The organism is Pseudomonas sp. SWRI92, from assembly GCF_014268685.1.
GTDB classification, from domain to species: domain Bacteria; phylum Pseudomonadota; class Gammaproteobacteria; order Pseudomonadales; family Pseudomonadaceae; genus Aquipseudomonas; species Aquipseudomonas marvdashtae.
Genome location: NZ_JABWQY010000001.1, coordinates 135,794 through 160,832, shown reverse-complemented (window position 1 = coordinate 160,832; position 25,039 = coordinate 135,794). Strand labels below are relative to the sequence as shown.

At 59.2% G+C, this 25,039-nt stretch carries 19 protein-coding genes and 2 pseudogenes; 14 read left to right on the top strand and 7 right to left on the bottom strand.

Annotated features, from left to right (window positions below; translation table 11 throughout):
* Positions 1-107 precede the first annotated feature (107 nt).
* The 3 genes from HU762_RS00630 to HU762_RS00620 all read left to right on the top strand — a co-directional run bounded on the left by HU762_RS00630 (position 108) and on the right by HU762_RS00620 (position 2,925).
* Complete coding sequence (locus tag HU762_RS00630; protein ID WP_186631479.1) at positions 108-1,130, top strand: Gfo/Idh/MocA family oxidoreductase; 1,023 nt, start codon at positions 108-110, stop codon at positions 1,128-1,130.
* Complete coding sequence (locus HU762_RS00625) at positions 1,127-1,918, top strand: TIM barrel protein (protein WP_186631477.1); 792 nt, start codon at positions 1,127-1,129, stop codon at positions 1,916-1,918. The genes HU762_RS00630 and HU762_RS00625 overlap by 4 nt, the downstream gene beginning before the upstream one ends.
* Positions 1,919-1,998: 80 nt before the next feature.
* The gene (locus HU762_RS00620; RefSeq protein ID WP_186608871.1) at positions 1,999-2,925 is read left to right on the top strand and encodes a sugar ABC transporter substrate-binding protein; all 927 of its coding nucleotides are present in this window, start codon (positions 1,999-2,001) and stop codon (positions 2,923-2,925) included.
* A gap of 2 nt (positions 2,926-2,927) precedes the next feature.
* Here the strand turns inward: HU762_RS00620 and HU762_RS00615 are convergent, their stop codons facing one another.
* Entirely contained in the window at positions 2,928-3,803 is an 876-nt protein-coding gene (locus tag HU762_RS00615) for a LysR family transcriptional regulator (RefSeq protein ID WP_186631474.1), read from the bottom strand.
* A 99-nt stretch (positions 3,804-3,902) separates the two neighbouring features.
* On the opposite strand from HU762_RS00615, the gene HU762_RS00610 reads away from it, so the two are divergent.
* Both HU762_RS00610 and dctA read left to right on the top strand, forming a co-directional pair.
* On the top strand, positions 3,903-5,072 hold the full coding sequence (locus HU762_RS00610) for a mandelate racemase/muconate lactonizing enzyme family protein (protein WP_186631471.1): 1,170 nt from the start codon (positions 3,903-3,905) through the stop codon (positions 5,070-5,072).
* Between the two features lie 100 nt (positions 5,073-5,172).
* Positions 5,173-6,480: a C4-dicarboxylate transporter DctA gene (gene dctA, locus HU762_RS00605; RefSeq protein ID WP_186631468.1), complete on the top strand. Its 1,308-nt coding sequence runs from the start codon at positions 5,173-5,175 to the stop codon at positions 6,478-6,480.
* A 54-nt stretch (positions 6,481-6,534) separates the two neighbouring features.
* Here dctA and HU762_RS00600 read toward each other — a convergent pair whose 3' ends face one another.
* Positions 6,535-7,161, bottom strand: coding sequence for a TetR/AcrR family transcriptional regulator (locus HU762_RS00600; protein WP_186631465.1), 627 nt, complete (start codon positions 7,159-7,161; stop codon positions 6,535-6,537).
* Positions 7,162-7,261: 100 nt separating this feature from the next.
* On the opposite strand from HU762_RS00600, the gene HU762_RS00595 reads away from it, so the two are divergent.
* The 3 genes from HU762_RS00595 (at position 7,262) to HU762_RS00585 (ending at position 9,813) form a co-directional block, all read left to right on the top strand.
* Positions 7,262-8,020: an SDR family oxidoreductase gene (locus tag HU762_RS00595; protein WP_186631462.1), complete on the top strand. Its 759-nt coding sequence runs from the start codon at positions 7,262-7,264 to the stop codon at positions 8,018-8,020.
* Positions 8,021-8,050: 30 nt separating this feature from the next.
* Positions 8,051-8,791, top strand: coding sequence for an NAD(P)-binding domain-containing protein (locus HU762_RS00590; protein WP_346656822.1), 741 nt, complete (start codon positions 8,051-8,053; stop codon positions 8,789-8,791).
* Between the two features lie 146 nt (positions 8,792-8,937).
* Positions 8,938-9,813, top strand: coding sequence for a LysR family transcriptional regulator (locus tag HU762_RS00585; RefSeq protein ID WP_186631459.1), 876 nt, complete (start codon positions 8,938-8,940; stop codon positions 9,811-9,813).
* Positions 9,814-9,861: 48 nt separating this feature from the next.
* Here HU762_RS00585 and HU762_RS00580 read toward each other — a convergent pair whose 3' ends face one another.
* Positions 9,862-10,287 (bottom strand): VOC family protein, encoded by a 426-nt coding sequence (locus tag HU762_RS00580; protein WP_186631456.1) that lies wholly within the window; start codon positions 10,285-10,287, stop codon positions 9,862-9,864.
* A gap of 179 nt (positions 10,288-10,466) precedes the next feature.
* On the opposite strand from HU762_RS00580, the gene HU762_RS00575 reads away from it, so the two are divergent.
* The 3 genes from HU762_RS00575 (at position 10,467) to HU762_RS00565 (ending at position 13,532) form a co-directional block, all read left to right on the top strand.
* Positions 10,467-11,573 (top strand): FAD-dependent oxidoreductase, encoded by a 1,107-nt coding sequence (locus tag HU762_RS00575; RefSeq protein WP_186631453.1) that lies wholly within the window; start codon positions 10,467-10,469, stop codon positions 11,571-11,573.
* 143 nt (positions 11,574-11,716) lie between these two features.
* Positions 11,717-12,670 carry a glycosyltransferase family 2 protein gene (locus tag HU762_RS00570; RefSeq protein WP_346656813.1) on the top strand — a complete coding sequence of 318 codons (954 nt, stop codon included), beginning with the start codon at positions 11,717-11,719 and terminating at the stop codon, positions 12,668-12,670.
* 25 nt (positions 12,671-12,695) lie between these two features.
* A complete protein-coding gene (locus tag HU762_RS00565) occupies positions 12,696-13,532 on the top strand; it encodes an NAD-dependent epimerase/dehydratase family protein (RefSeq protein ID WP_186631447.1) in 837 nt (278 codons plus the stop codon).
* Positions 13,533-13,553: 21 nt separating this feature from the next.
* On the opposite strand, the gene HU762_RS00560 is transcribed toward HU762_RS00565, so the two are convergent.
* The 4 genes and pseudogenes from HU762_RS00560 to HU762_RS26640 form a co-directional block, all read right to left on the bottom strand.
* Positions 13,554-15,713, bottom strand: coding sequence for a glycosyltransferase (locus HU762_RS00560; protein ID WP_186631444.1), 2,160 nt, complete (start codon positions 15,711-15,713; stop codon positions 13,554-13,556).
* Positions 15,706-16,392, bottom strand: a complete 687-nt coding sequence (locus tag HU762_RS00555) for a 2OG-Fe(II) oxygenase (protein WP_186631441.1) — start codon at positions 16,390-16,392, stop codon at positions 15,706-15,708. Before HU762_RS00555 ends, HU762_RS00560 begins: the two co-directional genes overlap by 8 nt.
* Positions 16,393-16,394: 2 nt before the next feature.
* A pseudogene (locus tag HU762_RS26645) lies at positions 16,395-17,732 on the bottom strand (polysaccharide pyruvyl transferase family protein); the annotation flags it as partial.
* 138 nt (positions 17,733-17,870) lie between these two features.
* Positions 17,871-19,094 (bottom strand): annotated as a pseudogene (locus HU762_RS26640) (ABC transporter ATP-binding protein); the annotation flags it as partial.
* A gap of 181 nt (positions 19,095-19,275) precedes the next feature.
* On the opposite strand from HU762_RS26640, the gene HU762_RS00545 reads away from it, so the two are divergent.
* From HU762_RS00545 to HU762_RS00535, 3 genes are read left to right on the top strand one after another with little or no spacing between them, the layout of a single operon-like run.
* On the top strand, positions 19,276-20,094 hold the full coding sequence (locus HU762_RS00545) for an ABC transporter permease (RefSeq protein ID WP_186631435.1): 819 nt from the start codon (positions 19,276-19,278) through the stop codon (positions 20,092-20,094).
* 55 nt (positions 20,095-20,149) lie between these two features.
* The gene (locus HU762_RS00540; protein WP_186631432.1) at positions 20,150-22,591 is read left to right on the top strand and encodes a glycosyltransferase; all 2,442 of its coding nucleotides are present in this window, start codon (positions 20,150-20,152) and stop codon (positions 22,589-22,591) included.
* A 27-nt stretch (positions 22,592-22,618) separates the two neighbouring features.
* Positions 22,619-25,024 carry a phospholipid carrier-dependent glycosyltransferase gene (locus tag HU762_RS00535; protein ID WP_189684594.1) on the top strand — a complete coding sequence of 802 codons (2,406 nt, stop codon included), beginning with the start codon at positions 22,619-22,621 and terminating at the stop codon, positions 25,022-25,024.
* Positions 25,025-25,039 lie beyond the last annotated feature (15 nt).

Sequence of the window (25,039 nt, the reverse complement as noted above, 5' to 3'; positions counted from 1 at the left end):
CCTTACGTTTCAAACACTTAACTATTGGCACAGCGCTTGCTCCTTGCCTGGACAGACGAGGACACTCATACCGCCGAGTCGTAAAAACAATAAAGGGAGTCAAGTTCATGAGCACATCCAACCCACTTCGCCTGGGCCTCATCGGTGCCGGCCGCATGGGCAGTTTTCACGGTTTGACCGCCGCCCGGCACATTCCCGGCGCGTGCCTCGCCGCCATCGCCGACCCTACCTGCGGCCAAGCCGCGCGCCTGGCGGCAGAGTTGGGTGTACAAAAGATCTATACCGATCCACAGCAACTGCTTGATGACCCGGACATCGACGCCGTGCTGATTGCCGCCCCGGCGCGCAGCCACGCTGAACTGGTGATCAGTGCAGCCCGGGCTGGCAAAAGTGTGTTCTGTGAAAAACCGATGGCCATCACCCTGGACGAAGCGGACCGCGCCATCGCCGCCGCTGCCGATGCACGGGTGACGCTGCAAGTCGGCTTCAACCGGCGCTTTGCCAGGAGCTTCCGCACCGCTCATCTGGACGTGGTTGACGGTCGGATCGGCACGCCACAACTGCTGCGCTCGCTGACCCGCGACCCGGCGCTGAACAATCCGGCGGCGTCGCCGCAATGGGTGATCTTCCTGGAAACCCTGATCCACGACTTCGACACCCTGCGCTACCTGAATCCGGGCGCCGAGGCGGTTGAAGTATTTGTCATGGCCGACGCCCTGATCGCACCCGCCTACAAGGACAAAGGCTTTCTCGATACCGCCGTGGTCACGATCCGTTTCGACAACGGCGCCATCGCCACGGCCGAGGCCAATTTCCAGGCCGTGTATGGCTACGATGTTCGTGGCGAAGTGTTCGGCAGCGCTGGCATGTTGACCATGGGCAACGTCAACGACTCTGATTTGCTGCGGTACCTGGCCAATGGCGTCCAGGCCGACACCCAGCGCATGGACACTGACTTGCTGCGGGATGCCTATGTGGCCGAGCTCAACCACTTTGTCCATTGCGTTCGCAGTGGTGAAAAACCATTGGCCAGCGGTGAAGACGCGCGAGCGGCATTGGCAATTGCCCGTGCCTGTATCGAGTCCTTCCAACAAGGCAAAACGGTGCGTGTGCAAGGAGCGCTCTCATGAGTTTCACACCGTTCAAACTGGCGATCAGCGCCGAGATGGTCTTCCTCGACCTGCCCTTCGTCGAACGGGTCAAGCGCATCCACGGCCTGGGCTTCAGCGTCGAGATATGGAACTGGACGAGCAAAGACATCCAGGCCCTGGTGGCGACCGGCGCGGATTTCACCTCCATGACCGGCTACATCGCGGGCAACCTGACCGACCCCGAGGGCATCCGGCAACTGCTCGACAGCGCCAGGGAATCCTTGGCCGTCGCCACTCAATTGGGTTGCCCAAGCCTGAACCTGCATGGCACCGGCCTGGATGGTCAAGGCCTGCCGGTCAAACCCGTGGCCCAGACCACCGGCCGCATGTGGTTGAACGCCTGCAAGACGCTGGAAAAAATCGCCCGCCTGGGCGAAGACGCGGGTCGGGTCTTCCTGCTGGAAAACCTCAACACCGAAGTCGACCACCCCGGCACACCGTTCGCCCGCGCTGACGAGACCCTGGCGCTGATCGAGGCTGTGGGCAGCCCGCACCTGAAGATGAACCTGGACCTCTATCACGCACAGATCGGCGAAGGAAACCTGATCGAACTGATCCAGCGCGCCGGCAGCGCCATCGGCGAAATCCAGGTCGCCGACGTCCCGGGTCGCATGGAACCCGGCACTGGCGAAATCCATTACCCCGCCATTGCCAGGACCTTGTTTGGCATGGGATACAGCGGTGTCGTCGGCCTCGAAGGCTGGGCCAGCGGTGACAGCGAGGTCGCGCTTGAGCGCTTCAGGCAGGCCTTCACGCTTGATGGATGAGGCCCGTATGTAATCAGCACACGCGGCAAATTTCTGCTCTTGATGACGTTTCAACTCATAACAACAAAAGGAAAACCATCATGCGTCGTTGCACACTGCTTTTCGCCACCCTGCTATCGCTCTTCAGCCAATGGGCCGCCGCCGACTATCGCATCGGCGTCAGCATCGCCAGGGTCGACGACAACTTCATGACCTACGTGCGTAACGGCCTGGATGAGGCCGCGAAAAAGGAAAACGTGCAGATCCAGTTCGAGGACGCCCAGGGCGACGTGGTACGCCAGCTCAATCAGGTCCAGGGTTTTATCAATCAAAAAGTCGACGCCGTTATTGTCCTGCCGGTGGACACCTCCGCCACCGCCAACATCACCCGCGCCGCGGTCGAAGCGAAGACGCCGCTGGTCTACGTCAACCGTCACCCGGACGAGCGCACTTTGCCCAAAGGCGTCGTCACCGTGGCCTCCAATGACATTGAGGCCGGGCAATTGCAAATGCGTTACCTGGCCGAAAGGCTCGGCGGCAAGGGCAACCTTGCCATCATCATGGGTGACCTGGCGCAAAACGCTACCCACGACCGTACCGAAGGGGTCAAACAGGTGCTCAAGGATTATCCCGGCATCAAGATCGTCGAGCAGCAAAGCGCCGAATGGCAACGTAACAAAGGCATGGACTTGACCAGCAACTGGCTACTGGCGGGCAGTCGTTTCGATGCCATCGTCGCCAACAACGACGAAATGGCCATTGGTGCGGCCATGGCCTTGCAGCAGGCTGGCAAAGCCAAGGGCGAGGTCGCGATTGTCGGCATCGACGGCTTGCCTGACGGCCTGGCGGCGATCAAGCGTGGGATGCTGGTCGCCTCGGTCTTCCAGGATCCCAAGGCCCAGGCGACCAGCGCGGTGCAATCAGCACTCAAGATGATCAAGGGCGAACCGGTGGAAACGGACGTCTGGGTGCCCTTCCAGTTGATCAAGCCCGAGCAATTGGCGGTGTTTGAACAACATTACAAATAACCTCAAGTGCCCACCCGGGCCCAGAATGCTTCGGCCGATTGACTGAGCGGTGCCGTTGGACGGGTCAGATGAATTTCCAGCGGTATGTCCCAACTTTCGTCGAGCGCCCTGACCAAGCGCCCGTCGAGCATTTCTTGTTCGGTGAGGCTCTTGGGTAACCAGGCCACGCCTTTGCTTTCCAGGGCCATGGACATCAGCACCGCTGCCAGGTGGCTGCTGAAAAGGGGCTTGAGGTGAAGGTAATCTTCTTTACCACGCAGCCTATGGGCGACGATACGTCCCAGTCCAGACTCGTGGGTGTAGGCCAGGTAGGGCAATGCCGCGGGCGAGGTACCGAATTGGGCGGACGCACTCGCTAGCGGGATGAGCACGTCTTCACCGACCTTCTTGCCGACGAACTGATCAGGGGCCAGCAGAGGCGGAACGTCGGGATGGCGATGGCAGAGCAGAAACTGCACCTGGCCATGGATCAGCATCTGCTCGCAGACGGCCATGCTGTCTGAATGCAGCTGCACAGCCTCAATGGGCGCACCGTTCTCCGAGCTTCGAAGCCACTTGGGAAAAAACGTAAACGACAACGAATGGGTGGCCGCGAATTGCAGCGACCTCGCTGTCATTCCGGCGATCTCTTGAGCCTCGCTGCGGATTCTGTACAAGCGCCTGGCCGCCTCCTGGGCACTGGGCAGAATTTGCCGCCCTGCGTCCGTCAGCGTCGCGCCTTGAGGCGTACGGACGAACAATTGCACGCCCATCCAACTCTCCAGCGAGCGAACTCTGCGACTGAATGCCGGCTGGGTAACGTGCCGCGCCTCAGCCGCTCGAACAAAGCTGCCGTACTCCGCAAGCGCTGAAAAGTCTTCAAGCCAAACCAGTTCCAAGGGCCATGCCTCCTGTGCATAGGGTGCGGCATTAATAGCATTGGGCGGGTGACATCTCAACGCATAACGTGGGGCTGCAAACAACAAGAGGAGCCCGCCATGCGGATCGTAGACATTCGTGAAAAAACCGTTTCCATCGCCTCGCCCATTGCCAACGCCTATATCGATTTCTCGAAAATGACCTGCTCGGTTGTCGCTGTCATCACCGACGTGATTCGCGACGGCAAGCCGGTCATCGGCTACGGCTTCAACTCCAACGGCCGCTACGGTCAAGGCGCGCTGATGCGTGATCGCTTCCTGGCGCGTATCACCGAAGCTGACCCGGATACGCTGGTCGACCACGAAAACAACAACCTGGATCCGTTCGCCATCTGGAAAACCCTGATGACCAACGAAAAGCCAGGCGGCCATGGCGAGCGCTCGGTCGCAGTGGGCACCATCGACATGGCCGTGTGGGATGCCGTGGCCAAGATCGAAGGCAAACCGCTCTATCGCCTGCTGGCGGACCGTTACCGTAACGGCGAGGCAGATGACAAGGTCTGGGTCTACGCAGCGGGCGGCTACTACTACCCTGGCAAGGATCAGACCAAGCTCAAGGCAGAAATGCAGAGCTACCTGGATCGTGGCTACGACGTGGTCAAGATGAAGATCGGTGCGGTGCCGCTGGATGAAGATATCCGGCGCATCGAAGCGGTACTCGAAGTGGTTGGGGACGGTCGTCGACTGGCGGTCGATGCCAATGGTCGCTTCGACCTTCAAACAGGCATCGCTTACGCCGAAGCCATCAAGAAATACAACCTCTTCTGGTACGAAGAAGTCGGCGATCCGCTGGACTACGCGCTTCAGGCCGAGCTCGCCAATCACTATGAATTGCCCATGGCCACCGGGGAAAACCTGTTCTCCCACCAGGACGCCCGCAACCTGCTGCGCCACGGCGGCATGCGCCCTGATCGCGACTATCTCCAGTTTGACTGCGCCCTGTCCTACGGACTCGTGGAGTACATGCGCACCCTGAAAGTGATGGAGGAAATGGGCTGGTCTTCGCGCCGCGTAGTGCCTCACGGCGGGCACCAGATGTCCCTGAACATCGCCGCGGGCCTGCACTTGGGCGGCAACGAATCGTATCCCGACGTGTTCCAGCCTTTTGGCGGCTTCGCTGACGGCATTCGTGTGGAAAACGGCTATGTCGGCCTGCCGGATATTCCCGGTGTCGGCTTTGAAGCCAAATCCGCCTTGTATGCCGTCATGCGTGAGTTGGGCGAAGGCTGACTAGCGCCGATCTGCGGTCTCTTTGAAAGAGGCCGCAGCACCCGGTGTCCCCTCGACGCCAAGCCACATGCCCATCACAAAAATAAAATGAGGTGCTCCCGTGGAAATCTCCCAGTCCCGCTGGTACAGCCAGCTATATGTGCAAGTGCTGATCGGTATCGTGATCGGTGCAGCAATCGGTTACTTCATGCCCAATATTGGCGCCAAGCTCCAGCCCTTTGCCGACGGTTTCATCAAACTGATCAAGATGCTGTTGGCGCCGATTATTTTCGGCACGGTGGTTGTCGGTATCGCGAAGATGGGCAGCATCAAGGAAGTCGGACGGATTGGCGTAAAGGCGCTGATCTATTTCGAGATTCTTTCGACCATCGCCCTGGTCATCGGCCTTATCGTGGTCAATCTCGTGAAGCCAGGCGTGGGCATGAACATCAACGCTGGCGCGCTGGATGGCAGCGCCATCAGCAAATACAGCCAAGTCGCGAGTGAGCAAGGCGGCACCGTTGAGTTCTTCCTCAACATCATCCCGCAGACCTTCGTCGGCGCATTCTCCAATGGCGTCATGCTTCAGGTCATCCTGCTTTCGGTGCTGATGGGGGTTGCCCTGGTTCAAATGGGCGAAACCAGCAAGCCGCTGATCAACACCATCGATCTGTTCCTGCAAGGCCTGTTCAAGATCGTCGCAATGGTCATGCGCCTGGCGCCGATTGGTGCCGGTGCCGGCATGGCTTTCACCATCGGCAAATACGGGATTGGGACCTTGCTGTCGCTCGGCCAGTTGCTGGTCGCGCTCTACATCACCACCTTGTTTTTCATCGTCGTCGTGCTGGGCACGGTTGCTCGATGGTCGGGCATGCCGCTGATGCAATTTCTTCGTTATTTCAAGGATGAAATTCTCATCACCCTTGGCACCTGCTCCACCGAAGCCGTGCTGCCGAGAATGATGGTCAAGCTTGAAAAACTCGGCTGCAAAAAATCCGTGGTGGGCATGGTGTTGCCAACCGGGTACACCTTCAATGCGGACGGCACCTGCATCTATCTGACGATGGCCGCCATCTTTATCGCCCAGGCGACCAACACACCGCTGACATTCGTGGATCAGATGATCCTGCTGGGCGTGTTCCTGCTGACCTCAAAAGGCTCGGCTGGCGTTGCAGGCGCGGGTTTCGTAACGCTCGCTGCGACGCTCACAACCATTCACTCAATCCCTCTGGTAGGCCTGGTTTTGCTCCTGGGCATCGACCGGTTCCTGAACGAAGCGCGAGCCGTAACGAACTTGATCGGTAACGGTATCGGCACCATCGCCATTGCCAAGTGGGACAACTCCTTTGACGTCGAGGCCTGCGAGCGTGAAATCGCCGCCATGAAACACGACAAGGCGGCACGAAAGGCGTTATTGGCGCAGAAGTAACCAGTGCGACACTCCGGTCATCGCGTTTCAACACGGCGATGACCGGTGGGGTTTTCAGGTTTGGTTCAAGGCTGGACCGCAGGGACCGTCATCAACTGCATTTGCCTTCAGGCTTTCGGGGCTGCCTGCGCATAAGCCATCCATCACCAGGTCCATCAACCTGGCGAGACGTGGGCGCCATTCGCTCTGGGAGTCTATTTGCCAAATTCCGGCAGTGGCCAGGAAAAAGTCGTCGTGAGTGACCCCGCTACGAATCGTTCCGGCCTTTTCGTTAGCCCTCAAAAGCAATTCGGCTGCTGCCTGGACTGGCGCGTAGCCGGATTTTCCAGGGAACTCGTAAGCGGAAGCGGCCTGGCGTATCGCGGTCGCAAGTCCCGCCTTGGTCATCGCATATTCAACGAGGCAGTCCATCCACTCTCGGAGCGCCTCTTTTGGCGGTTTTGTCGCGAGCAGCTGTTCCGCCAACGAGGCCACCTGCTGCATTTCGAATTGATACACCTCGAATACCAGGCTCTCCCTGGTGGCGAAGTGCCGATAGAAGGTGCCCTGTCCGACTCCGGCTTTCTTGGCAATCGTGCTCAGCGCAACGGCAGGATCATTTGTAAGCTCCACCACGGCGACTTCCAGTATCCGTTCGCGGTTTTTCCTGGCGTCAGAACGCATCACCAATTCGTCAGGCATGGGCAAAGTTTTTCCTTGAGCGCATTGCAAAGCGGACAGCTGTCCGGTAATTTTCAAGAAGCGGACATATGTCCGCTTCCGCATCTCATTGGAGTTTACTATGAACGGCACTGGCAATACGATTCTGGTTACCGGCAGCACCTCAGGTATCGGCCTTGGCTTGGCGCTCAGGCTTCACAAGGCGGGCAACACAGTCATCATCGCGGGACGGCGCAAGGCTTTGCTCGACAAAATTGTCTCGGAACATCCAGGCATTGAATCGGTAGTGCTGGACGTCTGCGATCCACAATCGATCCAGCGCAGCAGCGAAGCGCTTGCGGTCAGCCACCCGAATCTGAACGTCCTGGTCAACAACGCCGGGATCATGCATTGGGAGGATTTGACTGACTCCGGCTACCTGAGCACAGCCGAAGACATCGTGGCAACGAACCTGCTTGGCACGATTCGCATGGTGTATGCCTTCACGCCCCAACTGATCAAGCAGCCCAGTGCCACGATCGTGAATGTCAGCTCAGCGTTGGCATTTGTCCCACTGCCGGCGACACCGACCTACAGCGCAACCAAAGCGGCCGTTCATTCATTCACACAAAGCCTTCGCGTGCAGCTGCAAGCCTCGTCAGTCGAGGTTATCGAGCTTGCGCCACCGGGTGTGCGCACCTCTTTGCTCGGTCAGGAAAACGACGAACATGCCATGCCTTTGGAGGAGTTCCTGGATGAAATCTTCGAACTGCTCAAGCTGTCTCCTACCCCGCGCGAACTGGTTGTCGAACGCGCCAAGCCTTTACGGTTTGCTGAAGCGAGCGGTTCACACGATGAGGTATTGAAAATGCTGGCGGAATACAAAGCACCGGCAGCGTGACGGTCAACAATTGTTATCTGTAAAGAGGTCATTAAAATGAAAATCGGAATTATCGGCGCGGGCAACATTGGGGCAACCCTCGCCCGTAAACTTGCGGCGTGCGGTCATGAGGTCAAACTGGCGAACTCGAGGGGGCCGCAGAGTATTCAGGCCCTTGCCAACGAAATTGGCGTACGCGCCGTGACCAGGGAAGAAGCGGTGTCTGAGGTGGACGCCGTTATCCTCTCGGTTCCATTCGCTAAATATCCCGACCTCAGGCAAACGCTGAGCGATGCTTCCGAGAAAGCCGTCGTCATCGACACCTCCAATTACTACCCGGGACGTGACGGGGCGATTGAGGACATTGACAGTGGCAAGCCCGAAAGCGTCTGGGTGAGCGAGCAGATCGGCCGCCCGGTGGTCAAGGCATGGAACGCCGTGCTCGCAGCAACGCTTGCCGACAAAGGCCAACCCGCCGGGTCTTCGACACGTATCGCCATCCCCGTAGCGGGGGATGACACCGAGGCTGAGGCATTAGCGCAGGGTCTTGTCGAGGACACCGGCTTCACCGCGCTTGCCGCGGGCTCCCTTGAGGACTCATGGCGTCAGCAACCGGGCACGCCGGCGTACTGCACCGAACTGACACTGCCGGAACTGAAACTGGCCTTGTGTGCAGCGGATAAAATAAAAGCGCCACACAACCGGGACGCACTCCTGGCCTGCTTCATGGCCCCGGGCAGTCAGTTTACCCATGAGCAAATTATTGCCGCGAATCGGGCAATGACAGCCTGACAGATGGGCCTGAGCGGGACCTTCGCTCCGCGAGAACGACACCAACTGTAGTGATTACTGCATAACGATATGCAAGTTTTACGATCCGCTACCCGCCAACAAAAAAACAAATGTATTCACCGTAGAAACATCATTACTCTTTGACCATGATCAAAGAACTGAAAACATTCATTGCGGTGGCGAGAGAGGGAACCTTCGCCGCGGCCGGCAGCAAGATAGGGCTCACCCAGGCCGCTGTCAGTGCGCAAATGCAACGCCTTGAGGCGGAGCTCGGCGTCGAGCTGTTTGACCGTAAAGGACGATCAGCCCAGCTCAACCGAATGGGGCAACAGGTGCTGCTGCAAGGGCAGGACCTGGTCCGTCAGTTCCAGAATCTGGGCACGACAAACGTCGGGCTGCCCACCAGCGTCCTGGTAACGATTGGCGCGATTGCCTCTGTGCAACGCTCATTCCTACCGCAAGCGATTGCTCATTTTCATCAGCAGTTTGCGCAGTGCAGGACACGTGTCATTCCGGGTCTTTCCATGGAACTGGTCAATCAGGTGGATGCCGGCGAAATCGACATGGCAGCGATCATCCGTCCGCCCTTCTCGCTTCAAAGTGACTTGCGCTGGACAACGTTGACACGTGAACCCTATCGCCTCATCGTCCCGGCCGATATGCCTGGCGATGACTGGTCGGAGCTGGTTTCAACCCAGCCATTCATTCGTTACGACCGATCTTCTTTCGGCGGCCGACAGGTAGACCGTTTCTTGCGACAAACCCACGTCGTATTGCACGAAGTGTGCGAGCTCGACGAGCTGGATGCGATCGTCAAGCTGGTGGCCAACGGCGTCGGCGTGGCCCTGGTGCCTGAAACCGCCACCCTCCAGGAATGGCCGGCAGCGGTCCGCGCCGTAGACCTGAAACAGCGCACGTTCCACCGCGATATCGGCCTCGTGCACCGTGCCCGCCGCAGCCTCACCGAACCGGTAAACGCGCTGGTCCAACTGATTACCGAACAGGGTCTGAAGAAGCCTTGACGTCTCCCACGGCAACCAGACGATAAGCGCAGCCCGAGGTCGGCAGTATTATTTCGCGAAAAGCTGACGCATATCCTTGAACGCCTTGAACTCAAGCGCGTTACCGCAGGGGTCGAACAAGAACATGGTCGCTTGTTCACCGACCTGCCCCTTGAATCGAATGTAGGGCTCAATCACAAACTCGGTACCAAAGGACCTGAGACGCTCAGCCAGGGCCTCCCATTGCGCCCACTCGAGAACAATCCCGAAATGCGGGACCGGTACGTCGTGACCATCCACCGGGTTACTGTGGACGCTGTCTTGAGAAGCGGTCTTCGGGTGTTCGTGGATCACCAATTGATGACCGTAGAAGTCGAAATCGACCCATTGGCTGCTGGAGCGCCCTTCGCAAAGGCCAAAGACCTCTGCGTAGAAGGTGCGGGCTGCAGCGAGGTCATAAACCGGGATTGCGAGATGGAAAGGAGAAAGACTCATCAGGACTCCGATACAGCTTTCATGGGGTTGTGGGATTGGGCATTGCACGCGTTGCCCAACGTTCTTTTGTAGGTGATTTATGCTAAAGCCGCACCAACCTAATAAAAATCAATATAAATTTTTCACAAACACAATTTTTATTTGTACTTAAGTGCGTGAGCATTCATAGGAGCTGTGACGTGAGTGTCGATATCGATTGCGTCGTGGTGGGTGCGGGCGTGGTGGGGCTTGCTGTCGCGCGCGAAATGGCCCGGGCCGGCCACGAAGTGCTGGTGGTCGAAGCCGCAGAAGCCATCGGTATTGGCATAAGCTCGCGTAACTCGGAGGTCATCCATGCGGGGATCTATTATCTCCCCGAGAGTTTGAAAGCCCGACTCTGCGTCGAGGGCAGGCATGCGCTCTACGCCTATTGCGACGGCCACGGCGTCAATACGCGTCGAACAGGAAAACTGATCGTCGCCAACACTGACGCGCAAGTAGGCCAGCTCCAGGTATTGCTCCAGCGAGGGCGTGAGAACGGTGTAGATGATCTGCGCCTGCTTGATCGTCATCACGCCACCGCTTTGGAACCGGCCCTTGAATGCATTGCTGCGTTGTATTCACCTTCGACTGGCATCGTTGATTCCCATGCGCTGATGTTGTCGCTGCAAGGGGATTGCGAGGCAGCCGGCACCAGCATCGCGTTCCATGCCCCATTGCTCGCTGCAAAAGTGACGGCCGACGGTTTTCTGCTTGACGTCGGTGGGGAGGCCCCCATGGCGCTCGCCTGTCGCCGACTGATCAATGCGGCTGGCCTGCAGGCCCCGGCATTGGCCCGGCGCATCGTTGGATTGGCGCCCGACACGGTGCCACGTGACTATTTGTGCAAGGGAAGTTACTTCAGCGTGTCAAAGCCTGTGCCCTTCACGCACCTGATCTACCCGGCACCGGAAGCCGATGGCCTCGGGGTGCACATGACCATCGATCTGGGCGGGCAGGCACGCTTCGGCCCGGACACCGAATGGATCGAAACCGAGGATTATCAGGTCGATCCGGCTCGCGCAGACGGCTTCTATTCCGCCATTCGCAATTACTGGCCCGGCTTGCCGGACGGCAGCCTGCAGCCGGGCTATAGCGGGATTCGCCCGAAGATCTCGGCGCCTGGCGAGCCTGCCTGCGATTTCCTGATCAGCAGCCCGCGCGAGCATGGCGTTGCGGGGCTGATCAACTTGTTCGGCATCGAGTCCCCTGGGCTGACGTCGTGCCTGGCCATCGCCAAGCACGTTCGCGAGCTGATTGAGCGTTAAAGCGGCGCTACGTGACTACGTGACTACATGACTGCCCACGGAGCACACGTCGGCGCCCGGACTGGTCGACGGGCGAGGACCTGCTATGGTGGATACAGGCCTGAGTAGTTGCGATCCCATACGTATTCAGGTTCGTACAGGGAGTGACGAAGTTGGAAGCAGTGGAACTGCTCGCTATTGATGAATTGGCCACATCGTCTCCACGTGGCGAGTGTGATGTGATCATCGTCAATTACAACGCTGGCGAATACTTGCTGGAGTGCGTGGAGTCGGCGTTTGCCGCCGGTGCGTCCAGGGTGATCGTGGTGGACAACGATTCTCGCGATGACAGCCTGAAGCTGCTTGAACGAACCCACGCGGCTGGCGACTCGCTTGATATCCTACGCAATGCCGCGAACCTCGGCTTCGCCGTGGCGTGCAACCAGGGAGCCCGCCTATCAGCGGCGCCCAATTTATTTTTCTTGAACCCGGACACGGTATTGGCCGCTGATGCGATAAGCCGGTTGCTGCTGACGCTGCGCAGCTCGCCGGAGATCGGCATGGTCGGAGGGTTCCTGTGCAATCCGGACGGCAGCGAGCAAGCCGGCGGACGACGGGTGTTTCCGACGCCAAGGCGCGCCTTCATGCGGGCTTTCGGGCTTTCGCGGCTCTCAACTTTTTTCCCGTCGGTGTTGTCGGATTTCCTGCTGCACAAGGAGCCGCTGCCCAGCGCGCCCATTGTCGTTGAAGCCATCTCGGGGGCGTGCATGCTGGTCAAGCGCGAAGCCATCGAGAGCGTCGGGTTGTGGGACGAAAACTATTTCCTTCACTGCGAGGACCTGGACTGGTGCATGCGCTTTCATCAGGCCGGATGGCGCGTTCTGTTCGTGCCAGGTGCCCGGGTCATGCATGTATTCGGGGTTTGCAGTCGGCACCGTCCGTATTTCGTCGAATGGCACAAGCACCTGGGATTCTTGCGTTTCTATCGCAAGTACTTCCGTCGCAAATACCCTGCCGTCCTCTGGATCAGCGTGGTGATCGGCGTCTGGTTTCGATTCAGCCTGATGGTCCTTCGCCATGCGACTCTGCGGCTCAAAGGTACATGGAATCTACGCTAAGGGACCTCAATTGCGGATAGGGATATTGGGCGGTTCCAGCCTCCTGGGCGAGCGCGCCCTGCCGTTGCTGGCCCAAAGCGGTCACACAACGAGCGCCTTCACCCGAGGCCTACCCAAGGTGCCCTGCTCCGGTGTGACGTGGCGAAAGGCTGATGACTGGCACGCACTGGAGCTGGACATTTTCCTGTCATTTGCGCCCATCTGGGTGCTTGCCGACTATTTAAGGCGCCTTGCCAGCACCCGCATCAGACGCGTTGTCGTCCTGTCGTCCACGAGCCTTTTTGCCAAGCAAGCATCACCTGATATTCGCGAAAGACAGGTGGCGCAACGCTTGATACATGCCGAAGAGCAGCTCGAACAGTGGGCGATCGAACGGCAAATCGAATGGGTGATCCTGCGCCCAACCATGATCTATGGCTTTGGTCGCGACAAGAACATTTCTGAAATAGCGCGGTTCATTCAACGCTTCGGTTTTTTTCCGCTGATCGGTGGCGGTACCGGGCTGCGTCAGCCGGTGCATGGCGATGACGTGATCCAGGCGTGCCTGTCCGCCATCGGCACAGCTGACTTGCCCAGTGGCGGCTACGACCTTTCGGGGGGAGAAGTCCTGTCTTATCACACGATGGTGCAACGCATTTTCCAGGCCCTGGGCCGCCCTGAACGGACATTGCGCCTGCCCGCCAAGGCGTTGAGCCGGGGCGTTTCGATCATGCGCTGGCTGCCTCGCTATCGACACCTTTCCAGCGCGCTGGTGGGGCGAATGAATGAGGATTTGGTGTTCGACCATTCGGATGCCCGGGACCGGCTCGGGTTTACTCCCAGGGCTTTTCAGCTGATGGCTGAGGACTTGCCTGGGGGCTGAGTTGGAGCCTGCCTCTTCGACTTAGCCCTTCCCTCCCACCCCAGTCTCGTCACGCTGGACATGGGCTTGCCAAGCGCCCCATTTGCTTTCGAAGTACGCCTGGTTTTTATCCCAGAGGGCCTGATATTCGCCACTGGCGAACAGCTTTCTGAACGAGGCCTGCCCGTAGTGGTGGATAAACGCATCTTCGGCGCAGACTGTCCGATAGCCGGCCGACTGGACGCGTCGACTGTAGTCGTCGTCTTCGAACATCCCGATACCGAATGCCTCATCCAGATACCCCACCTCTTCGAGGATGCTGCGGCGAAAGGCCACGCAAAACATCGCCAGCATCGAGATATCGAACGACTGTCCCTGGTGGGCCTCGGTATGGCGGTCGGCAAAATTTTGCATCTGTTGGATGTCGGTGTAGGAAACCTCGATTTTCGCCTCGTTGCCTACCGCATTCGTGACCGGTCCGACCAGGCCGATACTCGGGTCCCTCAAATGCATGACCAGCGGGTCCAGCCAGCCGCCAGGCACTACCGTGTCGTTGTTGAGCAGCAGCAGGATGTCACCGTCGGCTTCGCGCAAACCCTGGTTGTTCGCCGCGGCGAAGCCCCGGTTGTCCGGGTTGAGGATGATCTTCGCGGTCGGTACTTCCTGGCGCAGGCGTTCAAGATAGTCACCCGTGCCGTCGTCCGAACCATTGTCGACAACAATCAGCTGGTAATCGGGCCAGGTGGTGTTAGCCAGAATGCTGTTGACACATTGAATGGTCAGGTTGAGGTTGTTGTACGTCACGAGCACGATGGAGACTTTTTCGTACAGTCCGGCGATTGCCATTTGCAGGCTGTTGAATCGATCCTTCCAATCATTGGCCCGGGCGAGTTCCACGCGGCGCTTGTTGAGCGCCAGGTCGCGCTCGGCCAAGGCTCGCTCGATCTGCTCGATGAATTCATCGACCCCGGTGGCGAAGTACAGCAAGTCCTTATAGATGCTCATTTCCGCCAGTGGCGTGGAGATCACCGGCTTGCCCGCGCTCATGTACTCGTAGAACTTCACCGGATCGACCGCATGCGTCACGTTGTAGAGCCTGAAGGGAATCAGGCAGGCATCGAAGTGATCCAGGTAAAGCGGCATCTGCGAGTAAGGCTTGCGACCCAACAACTGCACATTGGGCTTGTGCTCCAGGCCCGCCATATCGTCGACGAAAACATCCCCCACCAGGATGAAATTCCATTCCGGCCGCCGGTCCGCCATGGCCGCCAGCAAGGGATAATCGAGCCATTGCGCCAGGGCGCCGTAGTAGCCAATCACCGGGCCGGCAAGCCCGCCCAGTAGATCATTGGTGAAACAGTGCTGGCGAAAAAAAGCGAAATCCACCGCGTTTCGGACCAGCACGCAGCGGGGGTTATGGGCACACCATTTCTGGTGAAGCAACGCGGCGGAAACAGTCACCAGATCCGCCTGGACAACCAGGTTCTTTTCTTCGCTCAGCAGTTGTTCGCCGATGTTCGGAAACCCATCCCAGTCATCCATGCAGTCATAGTGGATGCGCCAGCCATACCTGGTGCGCAGGCTGAGTGCCACGGGGCTCCAATAAGCGATATGCACCACCGAAAGTGCGGTTCTGATCTGCAGATCGGCGGTCAACGCAGCCATGGCACGCAACAAGGCCTGATGATTTTCAGGCGTGACTATTTTTTCGTAATACGCCTCCTGGAAATCGCGCTGCAGTGCCACTTCGTAAATATTGGGCGCCACCGATGTCAATCGATAGGGCTGCCCCTGTTCCGGCACTTCGCAGGGAACGATATAGAACACCCGATAGCCATTGCTCGCAAACTGGCTCATCAACTGCTGCGGTCGCTGGAAGCGTGCGGCCCAGTCGATGTTGGCGAAGCAGAGAATATCCAGGCGGCCTTTTGTGCCGAAATCAGCTTCCACCTCGACGTTCGGCAATGGCTCCGGTGCTGCCGGGTAGACGATCGCAGCGGTTGTTTCGGGTAATTCCTCGGTGGAGGCGAACCCATAACGCAGCACCCGGAAAAGCGACCGCAATGGCCGGGTAAAACGCCACGAACGGGTCTTTTGCAGGAAGTCGACTTTTGCCAAGGCGATGTCGCGTTCGTTGATGGCCGCGTCTCGTTGAGCCAAGGCGGCGTCGCGGTCGATGAAGGGGCTGTCAGGCTTAAGCACGTGGATACTCATGCAGCGCAGTGCCGTCGCCCGGCGGCCACAGGGAACTGACAGAACCCGGTCGATAAAACGTCGCAGTCAGGCTGCGTCGGGAAGAATGGCAGCCGCGTACCACGGGCGTGACGGCATGCCAGGAATTATCCGAGCGCACCAGGATCGCCGAATTGCCCACCAGCGGCTCGATCTCCGCCGCCACGGCAGTGGGATCGTTGCGGTGCAGGATGTTCAGGCAACCGCCGTCGTTGCGGTCCCAGGACTCATTGAAATAGAGAATATGGGTGACCAGTTTATCGGGCAGGTCCGGATGCGCTCCCAGGCTCGCGCCGGGGCCGTAATGAAAGACATTGACCTCCATCGGCACGCTGCGCAGATCGATTCCGGTCAGCTCCGACATGGCCTCGCGATAGCCGGCCGAGCCAAGGTCCTGCGCCAGCCGCAACCACGCCTCGCTCAGCTCCTGCGCAAAAGCGATGGTATCGGTGCCCATGCCCAGCAAGGCGCGAGCCTCGTAGTCATAATTTTTCTCGCCGCCATAACCACTCACCGTCTTGAAGTGATCATGGGGAAAGGACGCCGCCAGCGCGGCGGCATCCTCGGCCGAGTACAGGTTGCCGATTTCAGCCCATGTGAAGGGATGAGTCCTTAGAGCCGCTGGCGTGAGACGCGAGAGATCTAGCATTGTCAGTTCTTGATCGCTGAGAGGTTTCTGATACCACGGGCGATGGAACGCAGTGGTGCGGTCATTCGGAATGAATGGGAGTTCTGTAGCTCCAGCATCCTGGCGTCACTGCGGGCCAGTTGCTCACGGAGCTGGACGATCCGTTGCTGCTGGGCAAGGTTTTGTGCAGGTTCGATGACGTCCGGCTTCGGCACAACGGGGCTTGCCGGACACTCCGCAGGCGATGGTTCAAGCCCCTCGGCCGCCGCCTCGAGCAGATTGGGCAGATGCTGTAGAAAAGCCCCTAACGCTGGTTGGGACGCCGTTTTACCCCGGCGAATGATCGCCGCGACTCGGTCCCAATGCTCGACCAACCGATCCGCCGCCGCACGCGCCGCGGGCGATGGGTGTGTCTTGCCCACGCGGGCGAGGAACCATTGCGGATCGACCGTCGCCACGTCCGGCAACGCATGGAGTGTGTCGAACCCGGCCAGCGCAGTGTACTTGCCCGTGGTCAGGTCCGCCGAGCAAAACACCGGGACGCCAAACGCCAGGGCGGTGATCGCCAGGTGATAGCTGTGGCCGATCACCGCTTGGGCCTGGCTGATGATCTGCGCCATCAGCAACGGTTCCGGCCAGAACGACAAGGTGACAGCCCCAGGCAAGCGCGCGGCAATCACCGACGGATCGTCACCCAGGACGGGGCCAATCGGCACCACCAGGAACTGATAGCCCTGGAACGCCTCGGCGTGGTCTTCGAACAGTCTTACAAAGGGTTCCACCACATGAATGGCGTGGATCACGATGTAGGGCCCGCTCAACCCGGCGTGCTGGCGCAGGCGAATGAACTCGGCCGAGGGCTGCTGCTCATCGATCAGGCATGGCAAGCCAAACGCGGTATCGGGCAGCACTTCGATTTCGGCCTGTCCGGCAAGCGCGCCGAGGGCATCGCGCGACAGTGCGTCACGGACGCGCACGTACTGGCTTTGCTCAAGGGCCATTTTCAACAACGGCCTGGCCCAGTCGGGAATTGCGTTGCAATGCATCCCCGGGGCGTTCCACATGAGTGGGATTGCGTGCTGCAGCGCGATGAGCGCAGGGGTCAGCCAATAACCGGTAGGGTGATGGATCTCGTCGGTTGTCGGACCATAGCCGTGGGCAACGACTTTATCGAATCGGATCAGGAAGCCGCCGCCGATCAATACCCCATCCAGGCTGGGCGCTATGTCGGGCAGCTCCGTCAACGACGTGACCGCATAGGGCCATTCCGGCCGGGTTTTCCCGTGATAGGAAAACCGATGCAGATTGACCGGGCCCAAGCGCCGGGTCAGCTCCGCCTCGGCGATGATCGGAAACAGCAGATCGCCGTAGTTTTCTACGTCGAACGTGCCAAATATGGCGACCTGCCAAGTGCGTTCGTCCCGTTGTTGCGTCAAAAGCCTCGTTCCTTGAGTCCCGCAGGGCTTGGGCAGCGACTCGACCGGTGGTAGATCGATCCTCTGCAACCCCAGGTCAACCATGCCCAAGAAATTCCTCGGGTTGGGCAGCATATCGAACGCCAAGGGCGCGACCTGCTTCTCGATCAGCTGCGAGGTATCTTCCGTCGCCCCGTGCAACAGCTTGAGCGTGACATGATAGCGCCCCTGCGCAAGGTTGGCCGGGAAGCGCACCGTAATGGCCGTACGCCGCCAGCCGTTTTCGACGGGCCCCGGTTGCAGTGCGAAATTGCCCCCGCCAATCACCAGCAGCCTCGCCTCCTGAATGGTGAAACTGATGTTGGGTTGCATGATCGACTCATGCAGCACCGCCTCGACGTAAATCTCGATGTTGTCGCCATACAGGTAGCTGGAGCATAGCTGCTGGGTGCTGGTGAAGCAGGCAGCGCTGATGTGCCCTTCTTCAGTCCCAAAGGCAATGCCCTCCTGCCCGCCCATGAATGACTTGCGCGTAACCGGGATGACCCCGCCACTGGCCCAGCGACGTTGCTCGTCACGCATGTCGAGCAAGTGCAGCTCGGCCATTTCATCGGGCGAGCCGCTCGCAACGACCCGGCCTGCGCGCAGGTAGATGACCCGGTGGCAGAAGCGCTTGACCATACTCATGTCGTGGGAGACGAACAGCAGTGTCGTGCCGTTGGCAGCCAGCGCTTCGAGCCGATTCAGGCATTTGAATTGAAAGGATGCATCACCGACGGAAAGGGCCTCATCGACGATCAGGATTTCGGGCTCCACACAGACCGAAACAGCGAAGGCCAGCCGTACCAGCATGCCGCTGGAATAGATTTTGGTGGGCTGGTCGATGAAATCGCCGATATTGGCGAAGGCGATGATGTCATCGAAGCGAGCGTCGATTTCCGCGCGACTCAAGCCCAGTACCGCCGCGTTCACATAGACGTTTTCCCGGCCGGTGAACTCCGGATTGAAGCCAGACCCCAGTTCGAGCAACGCGGCAATCCGCCCATGCGACTGGACGCTTCCCCGAGTGGGCATCAACGTCCCGCAGATCAATTGCAGCAAGGTGGATTTGCCGCTGCCGTTACGGCCGATGATACCGACAGTTTCCCCGCTTGCGATGGTCAGGGAAACATCGTCCAAGGCCCAGAACTCACGGTAGAAACGCTTCCTGCCGCGCACCAGCATCTGCAACAGGCGGTCCTTGGGTGCGTCGTAAATCTGATAACACTTGCCCAGGCTTTTGGCGCTGATGGCCACTTCAAACGACATCGGCAAAACCCTTCCATGAATCGCAACCAATAGTGCGGCGCTACCGATCAGTCCTGCTTGGGCGCTGCGGATGAGTTAAGCACAGATGGGGGAAAAAACTTGAAGGAATCGACACTTGGCCTACCCTCCATGAGGACGCGATTCAAGGAGTTCCAGATACAGTCTTGAGGATCAAGCACCGATGCAGTCGTTCAGCACGTCCCCCGCCGCCATGATCAAGAGTGTCCTGATCAATCGAATCCTGATCTACGTGTTGATCCGCAGGGAAGTCATCGGTCGCTACAAAGGCTCGGTGCTCGGTATCTTGTGGTCGTTCTTTACGCCGGCATTGATGCTGGTGGTCTACACCTTCGTGTTCAGTGTCGTTTTCAAGGCCCGCTGGTCTGGCGGCGATGAATCCAAGAGCGAATTCGCCCTGGTGCTGTTCGCTGGCCTGCTGGTCTTCAACCTGTTTTCCGAATGCCTGAGCCGTGCGCCAGGCCTGGTGCTGGCCAATACCAACTACGTCAAGAAAATCGTGTTCCCCCTGGAAACCCTCCCCCTGGTGTCGCTCGGCGCGGCGCTGTTCCACATGGCGGTCAGCGTACTGGCCTGGCTGATTTTCTATGTCGTCCTGTTCGGCACCCCACCGGTAACTGCCCTGCTGTTGCCGTTGGTGCTTCTTCCGTTGGTGTTGATGACGCTGGGAGTCTCCTGGTTTCTCGCCTCGATCAGCGTCTACCTGCGCGATATCGGCCAGTTCATCGGCATTGTCATCACCGCGATGCTGTTTCTCTCACCGATCTTCTATCCACTTTCGATACTTCCACAAAGCTATCAGGCCGCCTTGCAGGCAAATCCCCTGACGCTGCCGGTGGAAATGGTTCGCGATGTACTGTTCTGGGGCAGGCCACCGCAATGGGAGCACCTGGCGGCGTATTCGGCTGTCTCGGTGCTGATTGCCTGCTCCGGGTTTGCCTGGTTCCAGAGGACACGCAACGGCTTCGCCGACGTCATATGAGTGGGTTAGCCAAGGCGCCGTGTCCAGCAACCGTACCAAAGGACTAGATAACCGCATGGACCAGATCAACCGTCTTGTTGATTGCATTGACCAACTGACTCGCTCAACACAATCCAGAACCCTTGAAAACTTGCAATTGACCAAGGAAATCGAGAGTCGAGATCGGCTTATCAAACAACTGGACCTTGGTTCAAAAGCGCTTCGCACGCGCCTGTCACTTCAGGAAGGCAAGACCGGGCGGCTGCGCGAGCAACTGCGGGTCGCCGAACAGCGCCTCAAGGACGCCGAAGCATTACTCCAGGCAAGAGAAAGCGAGGCCGTCACACTTTCTGATCGGGCGCAGGATCTGAGTGCCCAACTGACGGCGAAGCAGGCTGAGCTGTTCAAGCTTTCCGACTGGGGCAACGCCATCGAACGGGCACCGCTGCGGTATTCGATACGCAAGCAGCTGTATAAATTATCGCGCTGGATCTACGCCTGGTTGCCCCTACCCGCACAGCAAAAAAGCCAACTGGCGCGTCGGCTTCGAAGCTGGTTGAAACCCGGCAAGGCCACGCCAGGCGAATCAGCGGCGGCCGCTGGTTTCCTCCCGCTGCAACCGCCCGTAAACCTTGCCGTGCCATCCACCCTCGGGCAGCCCGTGATCCTGATGTTCGGTGTAATTGACTGGCATTTTCGTATCCAGCGTCCACAGAACCTGGCCAAGGAGTTGGCCCGAGCCGGACAAACGACTTTTTATATCTCGAACAACTTCATCGACGACGATGCTCCTGGCTTCGAAGCAAAGCCGCTGGAGGGATCCAACCGACTGTTCCAGATCCGTTTCAAGGTGCTTGGTGCACCGGCCATCTATCATGCCCCGCCGTCAGCGGCGGCGATTCGCCAGTTGTGCGAAGGCCTGGCCATGCTCCTGCGATCAGCGAACGTCGAAGCCGTGGATTGCATCGTCCAGCACGCCTACTGGTTCCCGCTGGCAAGGCGTGTCCCCAACTCCACGCTGGTCTATGACTGCATGGATCATCACGCAGGCTTCGGCAACGTTGCCCAGGAATTGCTTGACCTTGAGATTGCCTTGATGCGCAGGGCCGATCTGCTGGTGGCGACCTCCGACTGGATTGAACAACACGGCAAGCGGGAAAACCGCAATGTAGAGGTGATCCGCAACGCCTGCGAATTCAGTTTCTTCAGCCGACGTCCCGACAAGGTCTACCGGCCCCCCGGCGACAGGAAGATCATCGGTTACTACGGTGTCATAGCCGAATGGTTCGATCTGGACCTGGTCAAGCGAGTCGCCCAGTCCTTTCCGCAGCACCTGGTACTGTTGATCGGCAGTGATATCGTCCAGGCGAAAAAACACTTCAAGGCCTACCCGAACGTGGTCCTGGAAGGCGAAGTCCCGTATGACTCCCTGCCCTATTACCTTCACGCCATGGACGTTTGCCTGCTTCCATTCAAAGTCATGCCTTTGACCCTCGCCACCAACCCGGTCAAGGTCTATGAATACCTGAGCGCGGGAAAACCGGTGGTGTCGGTGAAGCTGCCGGAGTTGAGCCAGTTCGGCAAACTGGTCTGGGCGGTTGAAGAGCCGACTGAGTTCATCTCGGCCATACGCGGTGTCCTCGGCACATTGCCAGAGGCCAGCGCTACGCTGGAGGCTCGTCAATCGTTCGCCCGGGGCCAAACCTGGCAGCACCGGGCCGCCAGCCTGCGCGAAGCCATCGCGACATTGCCCCAGCCCAAGGTCAGCGTCGTGGTGTTGACCTACAACAATCTCGAAATGACCAAGGCCTGCCTCGACAGCCTGATGACCCAAAGCCAGTACCCGAACCTTGAAATCATTGTCGTCGACAATCATTCCAGCGACCAGACTCCAGCCTTTCTCACCGCCTGGGCCGACGGACATCCAGACCGGATCGTGATCCTCAACCCGGACAACAAAGGATTCGCCGCCGGCAACAACCTGGGCCTCGCAGCGGCCAGCGGTGATTACCTGGTGATCCTGAACAACGATACGGTCGTCACCGCCGGTTGGGTCAAGGGCTTGATCCGCCACCTGCGGGATCATAAGGAGATCGGCATCATCGGCCCGATCACCAACAACATCGGCAATGAGGCCAAAGTGGGCACCCGCTATAGCCGCATGGAAGACATGCCCGCCGAAGCCGCGCAAATGACCGGCGCCCGCATGGGCGAGTGGTTCGAGATCAACACCCTGGCGTTCTTCTGCGTGATGTTCCCGCGCTCGACCTACGAACAGATCGGTGGCCTGTGCGAAGAGTACGGCCTGGGGTTCTTCGAGGATGACGATTACTGCCGCCGGGTACAGCGTCTTGGCATGCGCGCGGCCTGTGCCGAAGACGTCTTCGTTCACCACCACCTGTCCGCCTCGTTCAACGCCTTGGGGGCGCGAAAAAAACAGGCACTTTTCGAGAAAAACCGGGCGATCTACGAAAGCAAATGGGGACTGTGGGTCCCGCACACGTACCGGGATGTATGAGCACCCTTTTGCAACCGAGATGATATTTTGCCCAGATTCGGCCTGAAATACGCAGTGGTGTTGTTGGTGTTACTGGCGAGTGCCGTGGTCGGCGCGTACGGTTTTTCGACGCTTGAACTGGCGCCCATGAACAGCAGCACCCGGACGATATTGCTGTCATTGGCGGGCCTGGCCGCCCTCACCGTTCTCACGCGCAAGCCACCGGTCATTCTTTGCCTGGGGTTGCTGGCGTGCATGTCCATCGCCTGCGGGCAAACATGGCCTGTGATTGTCGTCGCCGTGTTCGCACTGTCTGCCACCGTACTCGGCCGGTGGATGCTCAGGCAACAAGCCTCGGCCGACTGGAGCGTCCATCTACTGGTGGGCGCCGGTACGTTCGGTACGCTGACAGGCCTGGCTGCGTACCTGCCGATCAACTACCCCTGGCTGTATGGCACGCTGCTGTCGTTGCCGCTTTTGTTGGGGCACACACACGTCAGCGCGATAGGTCGTGACCTGCTGAGGCACATCCAGCCCACCCGCTCAGCGCAAACACCCTTGCAGACCGGGCTCGACGTCCTGGTCTGCGGCTTCGCCTGCCTTTACGTGCTGGTAGCCTTCATGCCGGAGGTTGGGCATGACGCGCTGGCCATGCATCTCTTCGTCCCCTCACACCTGGCCCAGCGGCACCAGTGGTCGTTCGATGCAAGCACCTATGTGTGGGCGGTCATGCCCATGCTGGCCGACTGGATCTACAGCATCGTCTATATGCTGGCCGGCGAAACGGCAGCGCGCCTGGGCAATAGCGCCTTCACCTTGCTGCTGGCGTGGCAGATCCGCAACGTGACCCTTTGGGCCGGGGGCTCTGCGACAAGTGCCCGCTGGGCAAGCCTGATTCTCCTATCGACCCCCCTCGCCTTCGCCGAAAGCAGCAGCCTGCACGTAGAGTCGGCGTGGACCGCCTTCATGCTGGCCGGGACCCTGGCGATCCTCAAGGTTTCAAGCTTCACGCCGGATCCCAGTGAGCGCCTGTCGCAACTGCTCCTGGCCGGCGTCCTGCTCGGCTTCGCCATGGCGACCAAAGCCGTGACCCTGAGCGTCCTGCCGGTCCTGCTGGCGATTCTCCTGTTGCAGTACAGAGCCTGGGCGATCCAGGGGCTCGGCAAGACGCTTCTGCTCGGCAGCGCCGGCCTGCTATTGGCCGGTGCCACCCCGTACGTCTCTGCCGGGTACTTGACCGGTAACCCGGTGTTTCCGTTTTTCAATGCCATTTTCCACTCGCCGCTCTGGCCGAACATCAATTTCGAACCGCCGGCCGCGTTCGGTACAGGGATGACCTGGGACACCCTTTATCGAATGGTCTTCAAGTCGCCCCAGTTCATTGAGGGGCGAGTCGGCGCGGCCGGCTTTCAGTGGCTGTTGCTGCCCACGGCTGCCGTCGCCGTGCTGTTGAGCGGCAATAAAAAAGCCTTGGGCATTCTCCTGGTCGGCGTCGGCGCGATGTTCGTGACGTTTCACTCAACGGCGTATCTGCGTTATGTCTTTCCCTCCTTCGCGCTCTTTTCAGTGATCCTGGCCCTGCCCTTTTCCGATGCCAGGATCTTCCCGCGCAACCTCGCCATCGTCGCCGGGACCTTGTTGATCCTGACCAATACCCGTTTCATTCAGGCCGCGACTTACTATGGCGACATCAACCCTTCGGCACTGTTGAGCCAGGCAGGCCGGGAGGCCTATCTGCTGGAACGCCTGCCCATCCGAAAAATGGTCGACACGGTCAACACCTTGAACAGTGGCTATCAGCCCGTGGCGGTCTTTGCGCCGCCGTTGATGGCGGGTTTGCGCGGCGATGCCCTTTACGCATCGTGGTACAACCTGAAATGGAAAAACGAGTTCGACGGAGCGCACACACCCGCGGCGCTGACCCAGCGCCTGCGCCAGCGCCAGGTGAACTGGCTACTGATCGACCTCAAATCCCTTCCCCAGGCGCCACTCGAGCGGCTGCTCGCTGTGTCCACGTCGTATGCCAGATTGGACGATCTGGACCTGCGCAAACTCGATGTCACACGTTACGAGCTCCTGCTCAACCCGGAATTATCCAGCCTCGAGGGCTGGAGCCTGACGTCCTCCTCATCCTATGACGCGTCGCGCAAGATTCTCACCGTCAACGTCAAGACACCGGCCACACAACGGGTCGAAGTCACACCGGGGCTTAGCTATATCAACAGCGTTTCCGCACGCTGCGCAGCGACACCTACTGCCGGCAGAGTCCAAGCCAATTGGATGGACGACCAAGGCGATTTCATTACTGCCAGCATCGAAACGTTTGACTGCACCAGGCAATGGGAGACCCATGAGATGAACGTCGTTGCCCCTGTCAATGCCACGTCCGTGATCATTTATGCGTCCGGTCATACCGACACTCCTGTGGCGTTCAGGTCACTTTCATTCCGGTAATAACGGGCGATATCG